The following is a 21,153-nucleotide window of genomic DNA, read 5'->3' on the forward strand; positions in this document are numbered from 1 at the left end:
CGAAGCTGCGACTGTAGCACAGATCAGGGTTTTCACGGAATCCACCCCTGAGGCGCGGGTGTGCGCTCTGGCACACTTGCGGCCCGGGTCGGCAGAACACCCAGGCCTTGCCGCGCGGCATCCGTCGCGAGCTAAACCTGCCACGCATACCGCCTTCGTTCACGTGAACCTCGCGTGCGCCCTGGCTGCAAGTCGGCAAGCCCAGCCTCTTTCGTCGTTGGCGTGCGCATGGAGTGCCATCATGGCCCGTGAATCCCTGCCCCTCGTCGTGGACGACTTGTCCACCTTCACCAAGTCTCTGCGCACGCAGTTGCTGGCGCACCCCGCCACGCCGGGCCACCAGACCCTGCTGAACATGCTGGCCCGCGCAGCCGGGCATCGCAATCTGCAGATGCTGAAGGCGCGTCCGCCGGCCCTGCCGCGGACCACCACCCCTGCCCGCGCGGAGCACAGCGACATCGTTCGCCGCACGCTGCGCCTGTTCGACGATCAGGGCCGGCTGCAGCGCCTGCCCGTCAAGCGATCACTGCAGCTGATGGCCCTGTGGGGCCTGTGGATGCGCTTCGACGCCAAGCGGCCCTACCGCGAGCGCGAGGTCAACCAGATCCTGACGGCCTGGCACTGCTTCGGCGACTACTGCACGCTGCGCCGTGATCTCGTCACCCAAAGCCTGATGGCGCGCACGACGGACAGCTCGGTCTACACCAAGCTGCCGGCGCGGCCGGGCGAGGACGCGATGGCGCTGATGCGGGCCTTACGTCAACTCGGCGGCTAGCCAGCCGCGCAGGCTGTTGAAGAAGGCCAGGCCCTCGGCACGGGCCAGATCCTGCCGGGTCAGCCGTGCTTCCTTGAGACGGCCCAGGGCCAGCAGCTCAGCACGCAGCACGCCGGGCAACACCCCGGCGGCCAGCGGCGGTGTGAGCCACTGGTCGTCAAGCCGCAGGGCAAGGTTGCCGAAGCTGCATTCGGTCAGCTCGCCCGCCTCGTTCCAGAGGATGACGTCGAAGGCCTCGGCCGGCTTGTCGACGGCATACAGCTCGCGGCGTGTCGTCTTGTGGGCCAGGAACTCGGCACTGGGCCCGAGCGTGGGCATGGGCTGATCGGCCAGCACCAGCAGAACCGGCTCGGCCATCGGAGTGAAGGCGGCCAGCGTGTGACGCAGGCGCCCTTCGGCGTCGCCGGTCAGGCGCAGGCGCCAGCTGCCTTGCGCGTGGGCCTCAGCCACCGCCTTCAGGTGGGCCCGCGCCTCGGCCAGCGAGAAGCGCAGGCCGAAGTGGCGCGCCGTGCGCTGCATGCGGGCCAGGTGAGCGTCGCCGCGCACCGCCACGCCGCCCTCCAGCCGCAGCGTCTCCAGCGCCTCGACGGGCGCCTCGGCGCGCGCCAGGAAGCGCGACTTGGCCCGCCATTCGGCGATCTCGGCGGCCGGTTCGCTGTCCAGCGTGATGGCACTGCCGATACCGCAGGTCAACGCATCGCCGTGGAACTCGACGGTGCGGATGGGCACATTGAAGGTCGCGACGCCGCCGGGCTGGATCAGGCCCAGCGCGCCGCAGTACCAACCCCGCGCCGTCGGCTCCAGCTCGCGGATGATCTGCATCGCGCGGATCTTGGGCGCGCCGGTCACCGAACCGCAGGGGAAAAGTGCCGCGAAGGCATCGGCCAACGTCAACCCGCCGCGGCTGACGGCCGTCACCGTGGATGTCATCTGCCAGACCGTTGGCAGCGCATGCAGCTCGAACAGACGCGGCACGCGCACGGTGCCGAGCTGAGCGACGCGGCTGAGGTCATTGCGCAGCAGGTCCACGATCATCAGGTTCTCGGCGCGCTCCTTCTCGCTGGTGCGCAGGTGCGCCTGAGCCGCCTCGTCGTCGACACGGTCGCGGCCGCGCGGCGCCGTGCCCTTCATGGGCTGGGCCGCCAACAGCCAGCTCGCCTTGGCACCGGGCACGGGACGCCAGTCGAAGAAGAGTTCGGGTGACACGCTGGCCGCGCCGGCTTCGCGCAAGAACAGGCTGAAGCCGCCGGGCTGGCTGGCGTGCAGGGCGAGGAAGAGCTGCTCGGCGTCCAGCGCGCCGGCCGCCGCGCGCAGCCGGGTGGTCAGATTGACCTGGTAGCAATCGCCGTCACGGATGTAGGTGCGGATGCGCTCGATGGCCGCCGTGCCGTCCGGCTCGGCGTCATTCCAGCCCAGGAAGCCGCTGTAGGCTGGAGGCAGCTCCGGCCAGGGCTCAGGGGGCGACTCGTAGACAGCGAACTCGGCCAGCGGCGCGGTGGCGCCGTGCGTCTTCAGTGCGGCGTCGAAAGCCGCGGCGGCCTCGTAACGCAGCCCCCCAAGCACCCACGCGCCGGCTCGTGCCGCGGCTTCGGCCTCGGCGATGACGCCGCGCACCTCATCCAGCCGCGTCGCCCGCAGCCAGCGCGTCGGCGGCGTGGCCCAGCAGCCGCGCAGCCGCTCGCCGTCCTCGCGGGCCAGCGGGTGGCGGGGGAAGTCGAAAGCGGCGTGCAGCAAGCGCCGTGCGGCCCGGTCAGGCCAGGTTCAGGAAATGAGTGCGGTAGTGGACGAGCTCGTCGATGGACTCGTGGATGTCGGCCATGGCCGTGTGGGCCTGGGCCTTCTTGAAGCCCTCCAGCGCCGCCGGCTTCCAGCGCTTGGCCAGCTCCTTCAGCGTGGACACATCCAGGTTGCGGTAGTGGAAGAAGCTCTCCAGCTCGGGCATGTAGTTGGCGAGGAAGCGGCGGTCCTGGCAGATGCTGTTGCCGGCCATCGGGCTCTTGCCCTTGGGCACGTATTGCTTCAGAAAAGCGATGGTCTGGGCGGCGGCCTCGGCCTCGGAGACGGTGGAGGCCTTGACGCGGTCGATGAGGCCGCTCCTGCCATGCGTGCCCTTGTTCCAGGCGTCCATGGCGTCCAGCGTCGCGTCGCTCTGATGCACGGCGAAGACAGGGCCTTCGACGCGCTTTTCGAGGTTGGCGTCGGTCACGACGACGGCAATCTCGATGATGCGGTCGGTGTCGGGATACAGACCCGTCATTTCGAGGTCGATCCAGATCAGGTTGTTTTCGCTGAGGGCAAGGGTGTCGGACATGCTGGGCTCACTCTGAAGATGCGGAATTCTCGCAGCCTAAACTTGAGGCTTATGTCTCCCCTGCTGTTGTCCCTTGCTTTTGCGGCCGCGCTCGCCGCCTCGACCCTCGTCAAGTTCTGGCTGTCCTCTCGCCAGATCCGCCATGTCGCCGCCCATCGCGGCCAGGTCCCGGCAGCCTTCGCAGGCAGCGTGACGCTGGTGGCTCATCAGAAGGCGGCGGACTACACGGTCGCCCGCTCCCGCTTCGGCCTGCTGGCCCTGGCCTTCAATGCGGCCGTGCTGCTCGGTTGGACGTTGCTGGGCGGCCTGAACGCTCTGAACAGCTGGGCGCTGGAAGCCAGCCGCATGCTGCCCGAAGCTTGGCAAGGCATGGGCTACCAGCTCGGCCTGGTCGCCGTCTTCGTGCTGGCGGGGTCGCTGCTGGACCTGCCCTGGGAGCTGTGGTCCACCTTCCGCATCGAGCAGGCCTTCGGCTTCAACCGCACGACGCTCAAGCTCTTCTTCGCCGACATGGCCAAGGGCCTCGCCGTGGGGGTGCTGATGGGCATGCCCATCGTCGCCTTCATTCTTTGGCTGATGGGCGCGGCCGGCCCGCTCTGGTGGCTGTGGGCCTGGGGCGCGTGGATGGGCTTCAACCTGCTCATCATGGTCATCTACCCGACCGTCATCGCACCGCTGTTCAACAAGTTTGAGCCGCTGACCGATTTGGCGCTGAAGGATCGCGTCGAGAAGCTGATGGCGCGTTGCGGCTTTGCGGCCAAGGGCTTGTTCGTCATGGACGGCAGCCGACGCTCGGCGCACGGCAATGCCTATTTCAGCGGCTTCGGCCCGGCCAAGCGCGTGGTCTTCTTCGACACGCTGCTGACCAAGCTCAACGGCAGCGAGGTGGAGGCCGTGCTGGCCCATGAGTTGGGCCACTTCAAGCACAAGCACATCACCAAGCGCATCGTGTTGATGTTCGCTATGAGCCTGGCCGGCTTTGCGCTGCTGGGCTGGCTGGCGCAACAGCCGGCCTTTTACCTGGGCCTGGGTGCGACGCCGAATCTCGACGCACCCAATGACGCGCTGGCGCTGATCCTCTTCCTGCTCGCCGGCCCGGTGTTCGGCTTCTTCGTGACGCCGCTGGCGAGCCACTTCTCGCGCCGCGACGAGTTCCAGGCCGACGCCTATGCCCGCGCCCAGGCCAGTGGCGCCGACCTGTCCTCGGCCCTACTCAAGCTGCACGAGGACAATGCCGGCACGCTGACGCCGGACCCGGTCTACGCGCGCTTCTACTACTCCCACCCACCGGCCGCTGAGAGGCTTGCAGCGCTTGGGGCCTCTTGAGGGCTCGGAGGTCGGATGCGTTGTCACTCAAAAGCCCGCGAGCAAGGCGCGATGCCGAAGCTGGGGTCGCCCCCAGCGAGGCTTCGCAACGCCGCGCGCGGGTTTTTGAGTGCCAACCCTTCGGGAGAGGGTCTGCGCGGGCGCATGGCGTCGTTGCGCGCCTGGCCTGGGCACGAGCCCAGGCGGCGTCGCACGCCTAGCCCTGCACCCGCGCAGACCCTCTCGCACCGATCTCCGAGCCCTCAAGAGGCCCCTCTCATGAACGATCTGCTGCTTGCCCAATGTGACCCCAAGGCCCCGCTGATGGATGCCGACACGCGCAACCGCGTGCTGGCCGCCCTGCCCGGCTGGCTGCCCGACCCCGAGAACAAGCTGATCGGCCGACGCTTTGGCTTCGCGAACTTTTACCAGACCATGGCCTTCGTCGACGCGGTCGCCGAGATCGCCCATGCGCAGGACCATCACCCCGAGATGCTGGTCGGCTACGACGCCTGCACGGTCAGCTTCACGACGCATTCGCGCGGCGGGCTGACCTTGAATGACGCGATCTGTGCGGCACAAGTGAGCGCCTTGCCCGAAGCGACCGGTACATGAGTAAATTCCAGGCGCTGGACCTGGGACTTGTCGTGCGCGGCCATGGCCGCCACTACATCGTCGAGGACTCGGAGGGCAAGCGTTTCGTCTGCCACCCGCGCGGCAAGAAGAGCGAGGCTGTCGTTGGTGACCAGGTGCGCTTCGCCGATTCCGGCGATGAGGGAGTCATCGAAGCCGTCGAGCCTCGGCGCAATCTGCTGTTCCGCCAGGACGAGTGGAAGACCAAGAGCTTCGCAGCCAACCTGGACCAGCTGCTTGTCCTCGTCGCTGTCGAGCCGGTGTTCAGTGAGAGCCAGCTCACGCGCTCCCTGATCGCCGCCGAGTCCGCCGGCATCAGCATGGCCATCGCGCTGAACAAGACCGACCTGCCGGGCACCGATTCGGCCCGCGAGCGCCTGGCGCCTTATCGCGCCATGGGCCTGAAGATGTTCGAGGTCGCGCTGAAGGCCGACCCCGAAGGCTCCCGCGCGACGCTGGACCCCTGGCTGGCCGGCCAACGCACCTTCGCCCTCGGCCCCAGTGGCACGGGCAAGAGCACGCTGATCAACCTGCTCGTGAAAGACGCCAAGGCCCAGATCGGCGAGATCTCGCAGGCGCTGAACTCCGGCCGCCACACGACGACGACGACGCAGTGGTACTGGACCGACGAGACACGCACGACGGCGCTGATCGACTCGCCCGGCTTCCAGGAATTCGGCTTGCGCCAGATCGACGCCGCCGAGCTGTGGCGCTACATGCCCGACCTGCGCGAGCACGCCAACTGCCGCTTCGCCAACTGCAGCCACATCCACGAGCCCGACTGCGGCGTGCGCGCGGCGGTTCAAGCGGGGCTGATCAGCGCCAGCCGCTATCGCATCTACGGCGAGATCCTCGAAGAGCTGCAGCGCAAGACCTGGTGATGCGCGGCGCACTCGCCTTCAGCGCCCTGGCCTTGCTGGCCGGCTGCGCCACGACCGTCGCCCCGCCTCCAGCCGCCGAAGGCTGGCAGCCGCTGGCCCTGCCCGGCAAGAAGCTCACCCAGTACAGCTGGACGGAGAAGGACGGCCGCCCCGCGCTGGAAGCTGCTTCGGACCGCTCGGCCAGCATCTGGCGCAAGCGGCTGGAGCCGGCGCCGCCCAACGTCGGCGAGGTCAGCTTCTCGTGGTGGGTGCAAAGCCTGATCCCGGGTGCCAATGTCTCGGACATCGACCACGAGGACGCCGTCGCCCGCGTCATCTTCGGCTTCGCCGGCGACATCGACAAACTGCCGCTGCGCACGCGCATGAAGTTCGAACTCGCGCAGGCCCTGACCGGCGAGCTGCCGCCCTATGCGACGCTGATGTATGTCTGGGACAGCAAGCTGCCGGTCGGCACCGTCGTCATCAACCCACGCAGCGACCGCATCCGCAAGATCGTCGTCGACTCCGGCCCGGCCGAGCTGCGCCGCTGGCGCGAGCATCGGCGCGACCTGGCCGCCGACTTCCGCCTGGCCTTCGGCGAGGCGCCGGGCCCGTTGACGTCGATGGCCGTCATGACCGACAGCGATAACAGCCGTGCGTCGGCCCGCACCTGGTACGGACCCGTGGAACTGAAATAGCTCAGCGCTGGTCGGGTGAGCGCAACGATAGTGGCGCGGCGTCGTGCACTTCACGCGCTTCGACGTCCACCACTTCTCCCGCCGGCTGGCGGCGCTGCGCCCACGGGTTCTTGTTGACACGGAACTGCAGATTCGGCTTGCGGCCGGTCAGCAAGCTGACGAGCAGGAAGGCCAGGAAGGCCAGCACGGCGATCAGGAAGAGGCCCAGGCCGATAAAGGCGCCGACGACGAGCATCAGCAGGCGAAGCAGCAAACGGAACAGCGACATGACCCCTATTCTGAACGCTGAGCGCCCGCTGGGGCCGTGACGATCGTCACCCCTCAGCCCCGCCCGACAAACGGCATGCTCGTCGCCATCACCGTCATCGTCTGCACATTGGCCGACAGCGGCAGGCCGGCCATGTAGACGACGGCGCGGGCCACATCCTCGACGTCCATGCGCGGCTCCACTGCAACGGAGCCGTTGGCCTGGGGCACGCCGCGCGTCATCTTCTCGGTCATCTCGGTGGCGGCATTGCCGATGTCGATCTGGCCGGCTGCAATGTCGAAGGCGCGGCCGTCCAGGCTCAGCGACTTGGTCAGGCCGGTGATGGCGTGCTTGGTGGACGTGTAGGGCACCGTGTTCGGCCGCGGCGCGTGGGCCGAGATGGAGCCGTTGTTGATGATGCGGCCGCCGCGCGGCGACTGCGCCTTCATCAGCGCGAAGGCCGCGCGGGCGCAGAGGAAGCTGCCGGTCAGGTTGGTGTCGACGACTGCGCGCCATTGCGCCACCGTCAGCTCATCGATGGGCACGGCCGGCGCGGAGATGCCGGCGTTGTTGAACAGCAGGTCCAGCCGGCCGAAGCGCTCGCGCAGCGTCGCGAAGGCGGCGTCGACCTGGGCCTCGACACAGACATCGGTCTGCAGGGCCAGCGCATCCGGCAGGGTCTCGCGCAGGGCCGCCTCGCGACGACCCATCAACGCCAGCGTCCAGCCCTCGGCGGCCAGAGCGCGGGCCACGGCCCTGCCGATGCCGGAGCCAGCACCGGTGACGAGAGCGACCTTCATCAACGACCGCTCGGCGACACCAGGGTGCGCTGTACCCAGCCGCTGAAGTTGGCGGCGTCGACCTTGACGAAGCCGTCCTTGACCTCGCCGGTGGCAACGAGTTCATCGCTGCGGTTCAGCGTGGCGACGACCTTGCTGTCGCGCGACGGGGCGGCGTAGGCCTTCACGTTGGAGATCTTGGCCACGAGCATCTGGCCCGCCGGAACGGGTGCGCCCGCCTGCGTGGAGGCGCCCGCATTCGCGTCGCCGGCGGCGCTGCCGGTGCGGATCAGGCTCTGCTGGTCGCGGATGCCCAGCACGATCTTGTTGTAGTTGTCGAGCAGGCTGGCAGCGATGAGCTTGCCTTCGGGCGTGCTGGTGTAGCCGCCCGCGGCGCCCAGCGCGCCGCCGCCGTAGCCCCAGCCGCCGATGGAGAAGTCGGTCTTGGTGGCCTTGCCTTCAGCGGCAGCGACCTGGATGCTGGAGCGCACGTCGGCGATCAGCAGGCTGGTGCTGGCCTCCTTGAATTTCAACCCGCCGGCGATGGCGCCAATGCCACCCAGCCGGTTGCCCAGCAGCCCACCAATGGCGCCGCCGACACCGCCGGTGTTGCTGGCAGCCACCAGCACATTGGGCGTCATGACGAAGTCGGCCGCCTGCATCTGGCCCTTGCCGACATTGGATTCCTGGCGCATCTCGCCGGCGGCGGCGAGGTTGCGCTCCTGCTGCAGGTTCTGCATGGCCACGCCGCGCTCGACGACGTCAAAGCAGCCTGACTGCTGCACCATCATGCGCAGCAGCGATGCAGGGGAGCCAAGGCCATAGTGCGACAGGTGGTTCCAGCCGTGCTGGGGCTCGGCCACGGCCAGCACGCCGAGCTTCTTGGGGCACTTCTCGACATTGGAGCCTGCCTCCTGGGCCTGCGCGGCCACCGCGGCAAAAGCCAGAGAAGCCAGCACGGCCCTGCTGAGCGTCTTGTTGTTCATCGTGATCCTCGCTTCGTTATCGGGTGACAGGGATTGTGCCCAGCGGGCGGTTCGGCTGGCGTCCCCATTCCGCGGGAATAGGGTCGCCTGGATCAGGGGCGCAGCACGAGTCGGTGCACGGTCTCGCCGGGCAGGAAAGGCAGGGCCTCGCCGGCCAGCCAGGCGGCATGGTCGCCCCGGTAGAAGGGCGACATCGGGTGGCCGCTCTGGCCACCCGGGATGACGAGGATGCCGCTTTCCTCATGGCCGGGCGACACCACCATGCGCTCGCTCTGGCCATGGCCGTGGTTGTGCACGCGTGGCATGTGGCTGTCGCCGGCCATGCCCTGGGAGGCCTGGTCCAGCCAGCTTGTGAGCGCCGGCACGGCGACGCTCAGCGGGTGGCGCACGCTGGTGGGGTTGTCGGCGCCCCAGGTGGCTGCGGCGAGGCTGCCGTATTTGCTCAGCAGCTCCTTGCGGCTGTCGAGCGCGGCGCGCTGCAGGAGCTCGGGCCAGGTCTTGAAGCTGCCTGGCAGGGTGTCAGGCCGCGCCGCCTGGATCAGCGCCCAGCCGGGCGTCTCGGGCACCAGTTTCAGGTCGGACAGCTTCGCGCCTTGCGCTTCCAGCAAGCCAGCCAGCGGGTCGAAGACGTTTTTCAGCGCCTGCAACCGGAAGGAGCGCACGAGCAGATAACCGACCGCGTCCGGGCGGGCTGCGTCGGCGCCCTTCTCGACCTCGGCGCGATAGTCCGCCAGGCCGTTGTTGGCCACGAAGTCGGGCGTCAGCACCTGCTCCAGCAGCAGCTTGCGCCAGCGCTGATGGAAGAGCGCGCGGTGGTCGAGCTGGATGGCGTGCAGGCCGGCCTCGTCGAACTTGTCCTGGGCGCGCAGGTCATCGCGGATCTGCTGGGCGCGGGCGCCGAGATCCCAGCCACCGTTGCCGAGCAGCTTCATCGCCTCGCCACCGACCATGCGCGAATTGGCCGTCCACAGCCGCCCGTCGGCCGGGTCGACGATGCGCGGCTGCTCGGCCGCGCCAAGATAGCCCTGCCAGCGCGAGCGACCGTCGCTCCAGTCCTGGGGGCGGTCCATATCCTCGGCGCCGACGCGTTTGGGCATCGCGCCGATGACGGTCCAGGCGATGCGCCCGCCGGCGTCGGCCACCAGCAGGTTCTGGGCCGGCATGCCGGCGCCCGCGGCCAGTTGCACGGCCTCGTCGACATTGGCGGCTGTCTCCATGTGCATCAGGCGCAAATTCATGCCCTCGTGGTCATGGGCCACCCAGCGCAGCGCATAGGCCTGCCCGCTCGCTGCCTTTTGAGGCATGACGGGGCCCCATTCGCTTTCCAGCACGACATGGTCGACCGGGGCCTCGCCCGCGATCTCGATGCGCTCGACGGCACGTTGCAGCGGCTTCTCAGCGCCGCCAGCCAGGTAGTGCGTGCCAGCCGCGTTGAGCTTCAACGCGACGACATCGGCCCAGTCGGAGGTCGTGTTCGTGAAACCCCAGGCCACGTGGCCATTGCTGCCGACGACCAGCAGCGGCGCGCCGGGCAGGGTCACCCCAGCCACGTCATGGCTGCCGGCCGCGTCCTTCCACTTCATGCGCGCCTTGAACCAGGTGCCGGGCGAGCGCAGGCCCAGGTGCATGTCGTCGGCCAGGATGGCCCGCCCGCCGGTGCCATGCGCGGCCGCGACGGCGAAGTTGTTGCTGCCGATGTCACGGGCGTCACGCAGGCTGCAGTCGCTGCAGGCCGTCTTGGCAGCGCGCAATGCGGCCGGCAGCGGCCCCGCTGGCAGGGGCACGGCAGTCACGCGGCTGTCGTCCATGGCGGCCTGCCAGTCGGCGCTGTGCTGAGTCAGGAAGGCATACCAGTCGTCCGGCACGGCCTCGCGCAGCAAGCCCGTGGCGACGTCGTCGCGGCCCTGGGCGCCCTGCAGGTCGAGGTACATGCCATAGGCGACGAGGACGGTGTCGGCCGCGACCCAGGGCTGGGGTTGCTGGCGCAGCAGCAGGTATTCGGGCGGGCGTGCGCCGAGGCCGGCCAGGCCAGCGTTGACGCCGCTCACGTAGGCGTCCAGCAGCGCGCGCTCATCTGCGGCCAAGGCCGCGATGCCGGCTTCAGCACGGTGGCGGAAGCGATGCAGGCGGCGCGACTTGTCCAGCGGCAGCGCCTTCGCGCCCACCAGCGCGGACAGCTCGCCAGCCGCGTTGCGGCGCATCAGGTCCATCTGGAAGAAGCGCTCCTGAGCGTGTGCGAAGCCCAGGGCCCGGGCCACGTCCAGGCGGTTCTCGGCCGTGATGGTCAGGTAGCCGCGCGCGTCGCGCTGCAACTCGGCCGGCGCACTCAGGGCGGCGATGGCACGTTCACCGTCGAGCTGGGCCAGGCTGCCACGCAGCGTCAGCCACAGCGCCAGAGCGAGCAGCAGCATGAGGGCCAGCAGGGCAAGGAGGATGCGCTTGAGCCACCTCATCAGAATGTCCCCGGGTAGCCGCCGCCGTCGAGCAAGATGTTCTGGCCCGTCAGGTAGGCGGCTTGGGCGCTGCACAGCATGGCGCAGATGGCGCCGAACTCGGCGGCGTTGCCGAAGCGCCGCGCCGGAATGGCCGCGCGGCGCCTGGCCGCCAGTTCATCCGCGCTGACGCCCGCCTTGGCGGCGCCGGCGGCGAAGCCCTTCTTCAGCCGGTCGGTATCGAAGGCACCCGGCAGCAGGTTGTTGATCGTCACGTTGGCGCCGGCCAGGCGCGGTTGGCGGGCCACGCCGGCGACGAAACCCGTCAGGCCGGAACGCGCGCCGTTGGACAGACCCAGCGTGTCGATGGGCGCTTTAACCGCGCCCGAGGTGATGTTGACGATGCGACCGAAGCCGCGCGCCGCCATCGCGTCCACCGTCGCCTTGATGAGCTCGATGGGTGCCAGCATGTTGGCGTCCAGCGCGGCGATCCACTGCTCGCGGCCCCAGTCGCGGAAATCCCCGGGCGGCGGGCCGCCGGCGTTGTTGATGAGGATGTCCACCCGCGGGCAGGCCGCGAGCGCCGCTGCTCGGCCTTCGGGAGTGGCAATGTCGCCGGCCACCGCGCGCACCTCGGCGTCAGGGTTCAGGGCCCGCAGCGCATCAGCTGTCGCCAGCAGCTCGGCTTCGCCGCGCGCCGTGATGACGACGTTGACGCCCTCACCCACCAACGCCTCGGCACAGCCTCGGCCCAAGCCCTTGCTCGCCGCACAGACCAGCGCCCAGTGGCCTTTCAAACCCAGATCCATGTCAGCTCCTCGATCGCCATGCGCCGCCTTGACAGGCCCGCATCATCGCGCGGTCGAGGGTGCTGCGCGCCGAGTTCAGCGCTTGAACTTGCCGTCCTCGCCCACGATGGACACGTCGGTGTACTCCAGGCCGCTGTGCTCCTTCTCGGAGTAGTGCACCTGCAGACCGCCCAGGTCGATGCGGGCGCCGTCCAGCGCCTTGGCCAGGCTGTCGCGGCTGATCTCCTTGCCCGGTGTGCGCTTGAGGGCTTCGACGATCAGTTTCGCCGCGGCAAAGCCTTCAACATGGGCCGGCGTCAGCTCGTTGCGGCCGGCGGACTTGGCCAGGCTCAGCGCCTCCCGCACCATCAGGTTGGCCGTCGAGCGCTCGTAGGGGAAGAGCTGGGTCACGATGACCCCACGGCTGTCATTGCCCAGCGCCTTCACGAAATCGGCCGAGGCGTTGTTGGACAGCGTGGCCACGTGCGCCGTGGAGCCGGCCGCGCGCAGCGCCTGCACGCCCTCCACAACCGCATAGGCCGGCCCGATCAGCACGACGGCCTCGATGCCGGCCTTGGCGATGGCCTGCATCGTCGGTGCGAGATCGGGCTTGTTGCGGTCAAAGCGCAGGTTGGACATGGCGCGCAGCTTGATGTCGTCCAGGCCCTTGATGGCGCCCTTGCCGGCGTCATTGCCGAAGGGGTCGTTGACCTGCACGATGGTGATGCGCTTGACGCCAATGCCGGCCAGGTGCTTGACCGCGCGTTCGGCCTCCTTCTGGTAGCTGGCGCGCAAGTGGTAGACCCAGGGCTGGACCGGCTCGCGCAGGCTGATGGCGCCAGTGGCGGGCGCGATCAGCGGCAGCTTGTTCTCCTTCAGCACGGGCAGCAGAGCCTCGGTCGGGCCGGTGCCACGGCTCAGCATCAGCGCCAGCACACCCTGGCTGGCCAGGGACTTGGCAGCGGCCACGGCGGTCGCCGGGTCGTATTTGTCGTCCTGCGTGACGAGCTCGATGTTCTGGCCCTTGATGCCGCCCTGCGCATTGACCGAGTCGAAGTACAGCTTCGCCCCCTCGGCGCTCTCCTGCACGATGCCGGCCACGGGCCCTGAAAAGCCCGCCACCATGCCGATGCGCAGGGTGCTTTGCGCGAATGCGCCATTCATACCAATACAGGCAGCGAACAAGGCCGCCAGGCCAACCCAACGCTTCACTGTTTTTCTCCAGGACAAGCGCCACCGGGGCGCGTTTATGGCCGCGGATTGTGGGGCCAGCCCCCCCGCCCCCAGCAGCCCCTCTCCCCCAGGAAAAACCCGCCCTCCACCGGGTCTGAATGCGCATTTGCACCGCTTTTGGCGGGCCTACACTCTGGCCGCCTCGGTGCCGTGTTCGCGCTGCCAGCGCTCGTCTCCGCGCCGCCCATGCCGGAAAGCCCCTTGCCGCCTATCGCCTTGCCCCGCACGCCCGCACCTGCATACGGTTGGCAGCGCAGTTCCCTGACCTTCGCCGTCGTGCTGGCCCTGCTGCTGGGGCTGCTGCTGCCGACAACGGCCGTGTTGCTCTATGACGGCCAGAAGACCCGCGCCACCGCGATGGAGGACTTGAAGCGCGACCTGTCACGCGCCACCGAGGTGATGGCCCTGTCGCTGGCCGAGCCGGTCTGGCAGGTCTCGCCGGACCTGGCTGACCCCATGGTCAAGGCGCAGATGGACGATCCACGCTTCGTGTCGGTGCAGGTCGTCGAGCCGGCGTCATCGGCCCCCTTCCTGTCGCAGCAGCGCGCTGGCGAGCAGGGCGACAGCGATCTGGTGCTGAGCCAGACCCGGCCCATCCAGCGCGACGGCCGCGAGATCGCCAAGCTGACCGTTCGCATGAGCGCCGCGCCGCTGCTGCAGGCCAAGCAGGCCGAGGTCTGGCGCACGGTCTGGCGCAGCATGCTGACGCTGACACTGTCGCTGGCACTGATGCTGTGGGTGCTGCAGCGCTATGTGATGCGGCCCATGACCGAGTTGACCGGCTCAGCCGAGGCGCTGGCGGCCGGGCGGTTGGACCAGCCTTTGCGTGTGGCCGGCGCCGACGAGATCGCACGCGTGGGCGTGGCGATGGAGCGCATGCGCCAGGCCTTGCTGTCGGCCTTCGAGGCGCTGCGCCAGCACAACGTGAACCTGGAAGAGACCGTGGCCCAGCGCACGGCCGAGCTGACGACCAGCAATGCCGAACTGTCCGAGGCGCTGGAAACGCTGCAGAAGGCGCAGCGCGAGCTGGTCGAGTCGGAGAAGCTCGCGTCGCTAGGCCGCCTGGTGGCGGGCGTTGCCCATGAGCTGAACACGCCGCTGGGCAATGCACTGACCGTGGTGTCGGCCCTGGACGACCGCTACAAGCAGCTCGAGGCCATGCTGTCGGGCAGCGTGCAGATGCGCCGCAGCACACTGGAGGAACTGGCGCGCGACACGCGGCGCGGCCAGGACATCCTGCAGCGCAACGTGCAGAAGGCCGCCGACCTGGTGCGCGACTTCAAGCAGGTGGCCATCGACCAGACGGCCGACCTCAGGCGCGACTTCGACCTGGCCAAGGTCGTCGAGGACGTGCTCGTCATGGTCGAGCCCAGCTTCAAGCACACGCCCTTCGTCATCGACACCGAGCTCTGCCATGGCCTGGTGATGAACAGCTATCCCGGCGCGCTCGGCCAGGTGCTGACCAATCTGCTGATGAACGCGCTGCTGCACGGCTTCGACAGCGCGGCACAGGGGCACGTCAAGGTCTATTGCGCGGCGCTGGACGAAGAGCAGGTCGAGCTCAGCGTGACGGACGATGGCCGCGGCATGGACGAGTCCGTGCGGCGGCGCATCTTCGACCCCTTCTTCACCACCAAGCTGGGCACCGGCGGCTCGGGTCTGGGCATGCACATCGTGCACAGCATCGTGACCAATGTGCTGGGCGGCCAGATCGAGGTGCGCTCCTCGCCGGGCGAAGGCACGCAGATGCTGATGCGGCTGCCGCTCAACGCACCGCAACGCGCCAGCGGCGAGCCGGCATAGGCTTACTGCGACGCGCCAGAGGCCGGGGCGGACGCCGCCTCGACCGCAGCGGCGACGGCGGCCGAAGCCGCTGCAGAAGCGGCAGGCTCGTGTCCACCCGTCACGTCATGCTTCTCACCGCTCAGGTCGATGTTGCCGCCGCTCTTGGTCAGGATGAAAAGCGCCAGCGCGGCAAAAGCGATAAAGCCGACGATCAACTTCCACATGCTCGGGTCTCCACAGGTTTGTACTGCGGCGCATTCTGGCGGCCGAGGCTGACGCTCAACTGAAGGCGAAGGTCTCCCGGCGACCGCCCTCGCCGCTGTAGCTCAACTCGTGGGTGAGGTCGCGAAAGTTGACGCGCAGCGCCGCCCACTCGCCGTGCTGCTGCCAGCGCAGGTGCAACTCGTCGTCGCCACTGGGCTCGACGCGGAACTCGCCGCAGAACGCCGGGTGCTGGTTGCGCAGCCTGATCAACTCGATGAGCCGGCGCACCACGGGGCGTTCGCAGTCGCGCGCGATCTCACCTTCGCTGTAGTGATGGCGGTTGATGTCGCGGCCGACCTGCGTGCGTGCCAGCAGGGCCATGTCGTTGTGGCCGGCCAGCAGGCCGACGTAATAGACCTGCGGCACGCCGGGCAGGAAGAACTGGATGGCACGGGCCAGCAGATAGGCCGTCTCGTTGCGGCCCATCGCGTCGAAGAAGCTGCAGTTGACCTGGTAGAGGTCGAGATTGCTGGCCGCGGCCCCGGTGGCGCGCCGACTCTCGCCGCCGCTGGCCGCGTGGATGCGCTCCACCAGCGCGTCCAGCTCCGCGGGTGGCACGAGGCCGGGGTGGGCCGCGCGGTCGCTCGCGTCGGCACCGATGTCGATGATGCCGATGCCGTCGTGGGTGTCGAGCACGGTCAGCGCGTTGGTCGGGCGGATGTCGATCCAGCGCTTCAGCGCGGCGGCGGTGTGGAAGTTGAAGGCGTGCAGCACCAGTGGCGGCAGCGCGAAGTCGTAGACCCAGTCGACCCTGGCAGCGATCTCGATCTGGCGCTGGTGATAGGCGTGGATCTCGACGAGCACCTCGATGCCCAGCGCCCTCGCTTCGCCCGCGAACTCGGCGATGAAGTCGAAGGTCTCGGCCATCATGAAGCAGCTGCCGCCGGCCTTCTTGATGGCGTAGCCGACGGCGTCCAGCCGCACCATGCGAATGCCGTTGCTGGCAAAGGTGCGCAGGATGCCAGCGAGGTAGGCGCGGCCCTGGGGGTGGCGCACGGCGATGTCCACCTGCGCGGCAGTGAAGGTCGTCCACAGGATGCGGCGCTCACCGTTCTTCAGCGTGGCATAGGTAAGCGGCAGGCCGGGGCGGGGGCGGTAGACGGCCAGCAGGTCTCGCTCGCTGGCGCCCTCCGGGAAGACGGCGTCCAGCGTCAGGAACAGGCCCGCGTAGGCCGAGACCTCGCCCTTCTCGGCGTAGTCGAGGAACTGCGGCGACTCGCTGGACATGTGGTTGACGATGACGTCGGCCATCACGTCCAGATCCTTGGTCAGCGCCTTGATGTCATCCCAGTTGCCCAGGCGCGGGTCAACCTGCGTGTGGTCGATGGGGTCGAAGCCGGCGTCGGCGCCATCGATGGCATGGAAGAACGGCAGCAGGTGCACGCCACCGAACACGCCGTGCAGCGGCGAGCCCGGCTCACAGAGCAGCTTGCGCAGCCGTGCCAGGTCGGCGCCGTCGCGCTCGCCGCCGAGGCGGTCGACATAGGTGATGAGCTGGACTTGGTTCTTCATGGGGACTTGGGACTTTTGACCGCCAGCACGCACAGCGCGGCGAGCGCCAGCAGCACGCCGGCGAGGCGGATGACGTTCTCGGGCCGGCCGCCCAGCAGGCTGTCGTAGAACAAGGGCAGGGTCACCGCCTGGATCAGCATGGGGATGACGATGAACATGTTGAAGATGCCCATGTAGACACCGGCGCGCTCGGGCGGGATGCTGCCGGCCAGCAGCACATAGGGGTTGCCCATGATGGAACCCCAGGCGAGGCCAATGCCGACCATGGGCAGGAAGAGCCAGGTCTTGTCATGGATGCCGGGCAGCGCCCACATGCCGGCGGCCGCACAGGCGAGTGCGAAGGCATGGACCCATTTCGCGCCAAGTCGTTTGGTGAACGGCACCATCGCGAAGGCGGCAACGAAGGCGACGGCGTTGTAGAAGCCGCCGACCTGTCCGTTGAGCAACGCCGCGTCGCGAAAGCCGGCGCTGTGCGGGTCGTCCGTGCCGAAGACCGTCGCGGCCAGCGTCGGCACGATGTAGATCCAGTAGCACATCATTCCGTACCACTGGAACAGCGCCATCCACCACAGCCGCCGCATCGTGGCGGGCATGCCGCGCAGCGCGGCCCATATCTCGGTGAGCGTCGCGCCCAGGCCATGGGGCAGCGCACGCAGGCGGGCGATCTCTTCAGCCGGCAATGGCAGCTCCGGCACCCGGCGCACCGACCACCACACCGTCGTGAACGACAGCAGCGCGCCGATGACGAAGGCCAGCGTCGTGACGACCGGGATGCCGTTGGCGCCCAAGGCGTCCTTGTTCATGCCGAAGAAGACCAGCAGGCTGGGCGTCAGATAGGCCAGCGTCTGCGCCAGGCCGGTGAACGAGGCCTGCGTGAGAAAGCCGCTGGCGTGCTGCTCTTCGCGAAGCCGGTCGCTGACGTAGGCGCGGTAGGGCTCCATCGTCACGTTGTTGGCGGCGTCCAGGATCCACAGCAGGCCGGCCGCGAACCACAGCGCAGGGCTGAAGGGCATGGCCAGCAGGCCCAGCGAGCAGATCAGCGCGCCGATGAGGAAATAAGGCGTGCGCCGGCCCAGGCGGTGGGTCGTGCGGTCGCTCATGGCGCCAATGACGGGCTGCACCAGCAGGCCGGTGATAGGGCCTGCCAGCCAGAGGTAGGGCAGGCTCTTGCCGTCAGCGCCCAGCATCTGGTAGATCGGGCTCATGTTGGCCTGCTGCAGGCCGAAGCTGAACTGGATGCCGAGGAAGCCGATGTTCATGTTCACGATCTGCGTGAACGACAAATGCGGCGACAGGTGGGGCTTGTTCATCTCATTCCTCGGCCGGCAGCGCGTGCAAGGCCTCGCGCCAGGGGGCCAGCGCTGCCGGGTCTGGCGGCAGCGGACCGCGCACGCCGCAGATCATCGCGGCGTAACGGTTGGCCAGGTGCAGGGTCGCACCCAGGTCACGACCCAGCGCCAGCCCGGCCAGCAACACCGCCGTGAAGCCGTCGCCGGCGCCGACGCTGTCGACGAAAGCCGGCTGGGCCACGCCCTCGCCTGTCGCCAGCACGCGGCCGTGCTCGCCGTGCAGCACGTAGCCGGCGGCGCCGCGCGTCAGCACCAGGCCTTGCAGCGCAAAGCGGGCCATCAGCGCCGGCAGCGTGGGCTCGAACCAGGTGAGCAGGCAGCCGAGTTCGTCCTCGTTGAGCTTGACCCAGTCGGCCAGCATCAACACTTCAGCGGCCAGTTCGGGCGTGTCGGTGCCGGGGCGCAGATTGAGATCCAGCAGACGCGGGCCGGCCATGCGCTTGACCGTGGCGCGGATGGCTGCACGCGAGACGGCGTGGCGCTGGGCCAGGCTGCCGAAGTAGACGATGCCGGCGTCACCCACGGCCGGCGCTTCGAGGTGGTCCCAGGCCGCGTCGGTATGGATCTCGAAGCGGTGGCCGCCGCCCGCATCCTCATGCACGCTGACGCGTCCAGTCGCACGGGTCGTATCGCGCTGGATGCCGTCGATGGCGAGGCCGTAGCGCGCTGCACTTTCCAGCACGAGGCGGCCGGCCGCATCATCGGCACCGACGCGACTGACGAAGCGCAGCGGCACATCCAACGCGGCCAGCGAGCGCGCCACGTTGAAGGGCGCGCCCCCGGCGACCGGGCCGTCGTGGAACTCGTCCACGAGGGCCTCGCCCAGTACCAGGATGGGACTCATCGCGCTCAGAAGCTGTAGCGCAGCGAGGCCTTCACGGTGCGGCCCGTGTAGGCACGCGCGGCGCCGCGGCCGTCGTTGCTCTCGGTGTAGGCCAGCTCGTTGAAGAGGTTGTTGGCCGCCAGCGAGAGCGTCGCGCGGTCGGTGAGCGCGTAGCTGGCAAACGCGTTGACGACGGTGTAGGCCGGCAGCGTGATGGTCAGCGCACCGGTGGGGCCATCGTCCAGGCTCTTGGACGTGCCGACGATGCTGACGCCGAAGCTCAGTGCATCGTTGAGGTTGACCGTGGGCGTGAGCTGGTAGACGACCTTGGCCTGGCGCTTGGGAGCCCGGCCGTCGGCCTGCTTCGCGTCGGTGTAAGTCAGGCCGCCCAGCACGCTGACGACGCCGAAACGGGCCGAGCCTTCCAGCTCCAGGCCATTGCTGCGGTAGCTGTTGGCCTTGGCAACGATGGGGTTGGTCGTCACGTCGACGTTGACCTCGTCGGTCTTGGCGTGGAAGAGCGTGGCGAACAGGCTCATGCCACCGCCGCGGATCTTCACGCCGGCTTCCGCCTGCTTGACCTTGTTGGTCGGGATGGTCGGGCTCTTGCCGTTGACGAGGTTGGGGTTGTTGAAGAAGGTGATGCGGTCGGCGTTGTAGGCAGCGCCGTCGGAATAGCGGGCGAAGACGGACAGATCCTTGCTCAGCGCATAGTTGCCACCCAGCGAATACGAGGTGTGGCCGAAGTCGTAATCAATGGCGTTGGGCTTGGTCAGGTCGTAGCTGACGCCGGCGTTGGACTGGTAGTAGGCGCCGCTGGCCTTCTGGTTGTCGCGGCGCACACCGATGTCGGCCGACAGCGGGCCGGCCTCGTAGTTCAGCACCACGTAGGGCGCGTTGGTCGTGTACTTGCTGTCCTGTGTGTTGCTGCAGCAGCCGCCAAACCCCGGCGAGCCGTTGACGACGCCAGGCACGTTCAGCACGCGGGCGCCGTCCTGGCTGGCCGACAGCGAGTACTGGTTGAAGTTCCACGTCAGGTCCAGCTTCTGCACCGAGGTGTAGAGCCCTGCCACGGCGCTGAACTTGGTGCCCGCGCCGAGGTCAAAGTCACGCGAGAACTTCAGGTCGTTGGCCATCAGGCCGGCGTTGTCGACCTTGGTGTTGAAGACGACGGCGGTGAACTTGTTGCCCGTGAAGGCCGCGCCGGCATCGGGGCCGGTGGCCAGGGTGGTGCCGGCCGGCGCGGCGGCCACGTCGTCGCCCGGGAAGATGCCGATGAAGCGGCCCGAGTTGCGGCTCCACGAGAACTTGTTCTGCAGGCGGAAGCCCCCGCCAGCGTCGAGGTCCATCTCGGCGCCAAAGGCATCACTCTTGGCCGAAAGGCCATCGCGGATGTTGCTGGTGGCGCGGCTGTTGGTGTTGGTCAGCGTGCTGTCCAGCGGCCAGGCGACGTCGTAGAAGGCGGCGCGGCGCGGGTCCAGGCCGGGAATCTCCTGGATGCTGCCGTTCACGTACTTCACCGGCGTGGGCATGAAGGTCGGGCTGTGGTCGTCCAGGTGCTTGACGCTGAAGCGCACATAGCTCTTGCCCTCCAGTTCGAAGGTGACGTTGGCGCGCACCTGACCGCCGTTCTCGGTGCCGTCGGCACCCTTGCGGCCGCCGTCGCCCACGCGGTAGAAGCCGCCGATGAAAAAGCGCGTTTTGGCCGCCAGGCGACCGCCGTAGCCGAAGTCGACGCGGGTCTGGTCGAAGTCCAGGCCCTTGGTCAGCTGCAGGCTGCCACCGGGCTCCAGGCCGGTCTTGCCGATGAAGTTGATGATGCCGCCGGGCGCACCGGTGGCCAGCAGCGCGGCCGAACCGCCGCGCACGACCTCCAGGCGCTCGAAGCCGGCGTCGGCGCGCATCCAGGTGTCGGGCGTGGCGAAGGCGATGTCGCCGAACTGCAGCACGGGCAGCCCGTCCTCCTGGAACTGGATGTAGCGCGCGCCGCCCGCCGAGACCGGGATGCCGCGCACGGCGACGTTGGCGTTGGACTCACCGCCGCTGGCCTCGGCGCGGATGCCGGGCACGCCGCGCAGCAGGTCCGTCGCACTGGCGGCGGTGACGGCCGCGACGCCTTCGCTCTCGATGGTCGAGATGGCCACGCTGGAGCGCATCTTGGACTTGGCCGTCGAAGTGCCAGTGACGACGACGGCGTCGAGCTTGAGTCCATCGGCCGATTCAGCGGCGGTAGCGGCGACCTGTTGGCCTTGCGCGGCCACGCTCAACAGCGCCAGGGCCACGGCGGCGGACAGGGGTTGCAGAGACGGGCGGCGGCTGGACCGCGCGGCGGTCGGATGGGGGCTGGGCATGGAGTCTCCTGGTGTCGGTGTT

Annotated in this window: 19 protein-coding genes; 6 read left to right on the plus strand and 13 right to left on the minus strand. The window is 68.6% G+C overall.

Annotated elements, in window-relative coordinates; translation table 11 throughout:
- Positions 1–241 precede the first annotated feature (241 nt).
- Positions 242–775: a DUF2087 domain-containing protein gene (locus ASC91_RS13865; protein ID WP_056197664.1), complete on the plus strand. Its 534-nt coding sequence runs from the start codon at positions 242–244 to the stop codon at positions 773–775.
- On the opposite strand, the gene ASC91_RS13870 is transcribed toward ASC91_RS13865, so the two are convergent.
- Both ASC91_RS13870 and orn read right to left on the minus strand, forming a co-directional pair.
- A complete protein-coding gene (locus ASC91_RS13870) occupies positions 755–2,509 on the minus strand; it encodes a bifunctional chorismate-binding protein/class IV aminotransferase (protein ID WP_235531984.1) in 1,755 nt (584 codons plus the stop codon). The genes ASC91_RS13865 and ASC91_RS13870 overlap by 21 nt on opposite strands.
- A 16-nt stretch (positions 2,510–2,525) precedes the next feature.
- Positions 2,526–3,086, minus strand: a complete 561-nt coding sequence (orn, locus tag ASC91_RS13875; RefSeq protein WP_056197666.1) for an oligoribonuclease — start codon at positions 3,084–3,086, stop codon at positions 2,526–2,528.
- A gap of 51 nt (positions 3,087–3,137) precedes the next feature.
- Here orn and ASC91_RS13880 point away from each other — a divergent pair, with 51 nt between their 5' ends.
- The 4 genes from ASC91_RS13880 to ASC91_RS13895 all read left to right on the plus strand — a co-directional run bounded on the left by ASC91_RS13880 (position 3,138) and on the right by ASC91_RS13895 (position 6,582).
- Complete coding sequence (locus ASC91_RS13880; RefSeq protein WP_056197671.1) at positions 3,138–4,412, plus strand: M48 family metallopeptidase; 1,275 nt, start codon at positions 3,138–3,140, stop codon at positions 4,410–4,412.
- A 258-nt stretch (positions 4,413–4,670) separates the two neighbouring features.
- Positions 4,671–5,006: a 4a-hydroxytetrahydrobiopterin dehydratase gene (locus tag ASC91_RS13885; RefSeq protein ID WP_157281616.1), complete on the plus strand. Its 336-nt coding sequence runs from the start codon at positions 4,671–4,673 to the stop codon at positions 5,004–5,006.
- Positions 5,003–5,905, plus strand: a complete 903-nt coding sequence (rsgA, locus tag ASC91_RS13890; protein ID WP_056197673.1) for a ribosome small subunit-dependent GTPase A — start codon at positions 5,003–5,005, stop codon at positions 5,903–5,905. The genes ASC91_RS13885 and rsgA overlap by 4 nt, the downstream gene beginning before the upstream one ends.
- Complete coding sequence (locus tag ASC91_RS13895; RefSeq protein WP_056197675.1) at positions 5,905–6,582, plus strand: DUF3047 domain-containing protein; 678 nt, start codon at positions 5,905–5,907, stop codon at positions 6,580–6,582. Before rsgA ends, ASC91_RS13895 begins: the two co-directional genes overlap by 1 nt.
- A 1-nt stretch (position 6,583) precedes the next feature.
- Here ASC91_RS13895 and ASC91_RS13900 read toward each other — a convergent pair whose 3' ends face one another.
- The 6 genes from ASC91_RS13900 to ASC91_RS13925 all read right to left on the minus strand — a co-directional run bounded on the left by ASC91_RS13900 (position 6,584) and on the right by ASC91_RS13925 (position 13,026).
- The gene (locus tag ASC91_RS13900; protein ID WP_056197677.1) at positions 6,584–6,850 is read right to left on the minus strand and encodes a hypothetical protein; all 267 of its coding nucleotides are present in this window, start codon (positions 6,848–6,850) and stop codon (positions 6,584–6,586) included.
- Positions 6,851–6,903: 53 nt separating this feature from the next.
- The gene (locus tag ASC91_RS13905; protein ID WP_056197679.1) at positions 6,904–7,629 is read right to left on the minus strand and encodes an SDR family oxidoreductase; all 726 of its coding nucleotides are present in this window, start codon (positions 7,627–7,629) and stop codon (positions 6,904–6,906) included.
- Positions 7,629–8,594 carry a CsgG/HfaB family protein gene (locus tag ASC91_RS13910; RefSeq protein ID WP_056197681.1) on the minus strand — a complete coding sequence of 322 codons (966 nt, stop codon included), beginning with the start codon at positions 8,592–8,594 and terminating at the stop codon, positions 7,629–7,631. The genes ASC91_RS13905 and ASC91_RS13910 overlap by 1 nt, the downstream gene beginning before the upstream one ends.
- 92 nt (positions 8,595–8,686) lie before the next feature.
- Positions 8,687–11,047, minus strand: a complete 2,361-nt coding sequence (locus ASC91_RS13915; RefSeq protein WP_082532674.1) for a penicillin acylase family protein — start codon at positions 11,045–11,047, stop codon at positions 8,687–8,689.
- On the minus strand, positions 11,047–11,835 hold the full coding sequence (locus tag ASC91_RS13920) for an SDR family oxidoreductase (RefSeq protein ID WP_056197683.1): 789 nt from the start codon (positions 11,833–11,835) through the stop codon (positions 11,047–11,049). Before ASC91_RS13920 ends, ASC91_RS13915 begins: the two co-directional genes overlap by 1 nt.
- Positions 11,836–11,910: 75 nt before the next feature.
- Positions 11,911–13,026, minus strand: a complete 1,116-nt coding sequence (locus ASC91_RS13925; RefSeq protein ID WP_235531985.1) for an ABC transporter substrate-binding protein — start codon at positions 13,024–13,026, stop codon at positions 11,911–11,913.
- 207 nt (positions 13,027–13,233) lie between these two features.
- On the opposite strand from ASC91_RS13925, the gene ASC91_RS13930 reads away from it, so the two are divergent.
- Positions 13,234–14,850 carry a sensor histidine kinase gene (locus tag ASC91_RS13930; RefSeq protein WP_157281618.1) on the plus strand — a complete coding sequence of 539 codons (1,617 nt, stop codon included), beginning with the start codon at positions 13,234–13,236 and terminating at the stop codon, positions 14,848–14,850.
- Between the two features lie 2 nt (positions 14,851–14,852).
- Here the strand turns inward: ASC91_RS13930 and ASC91_RS13935 are convergent, their stop codons facing one another.
- The 5 genes from ASC91_RS13935 to ASC91_RS13955 are packed head-to-tail and all read right to left on the minus strand — an operon-like array spanning position 14,853 to position 21,131.
- Positions 14,853–15,056 (minus strand): hypothetical protein, encoded by a 204-nt coding sequence (locus ASC91_RS13935; protein WP_056197689.1) that lies wholly within the window; start codon positions 15,054–15,056, stop codon positions 14,853–14,855.
- A gap of 55 nt (positions 15,057–15,111) precedes the next feature.
- A complete protein-coding gene (gtfA, locus tag ASC91_RS13940; RefSeq protein WP_056197691.1) occupies positions 15,112–16,608 on the minus strand; it encodes a sucrose phosphorylase in 1,497 nt (498 codons plus the stop codon).
- The gene (locus ASC91_RS13945) at positions 16,605–17,918 is read right to left on the minus strand and encodes an MFS transporter (RefSeq protein ID WP_056197694.1); all 1,314 of its coding nucleotides are present in this window, start codon (positions 17,916–17,918) and stop codon (positions 16,605–16,607) included. Before ASC91_RS13945 ends, gtfA begins: the two co-directional genes overlap by 4 nt.
- Position 17,919: 1 nt before the next feature.
- Entirely contained in the window at positions 17,920–18,801 is an 882-nt protein-coding gene (locus ASC91_RS13950; RefSeq protein WP_056197696.1) for a PfkB family carbohydrate kinase, read from the minus strand.
- Between the two features lie 5 nt (positions 18,802–18,806).
- Positions 18,807–21,131, minus strand: a complete 2,325-nt coding sequence (locus ASC91_RS13955) for a TonB-dependent siderophore receptor (RefSeq protein WP_056197698.1) — start codon at positions 21,129–21,131, stop codon at positions 18,807–18,809.
- Between the last annotated feature and the right edge of the window lie 22 nt (positions 21,132–21,153).

This window comes from Pelomonas sp. Root1237, from assembly GCF_001425055.1.
Classification (GTDB): domain Bacteria; phylum Pseudomonadota; class Gammaproteobacteria; order Burkholderiales; family Burkholderiaceae_C; genus Pelomonas.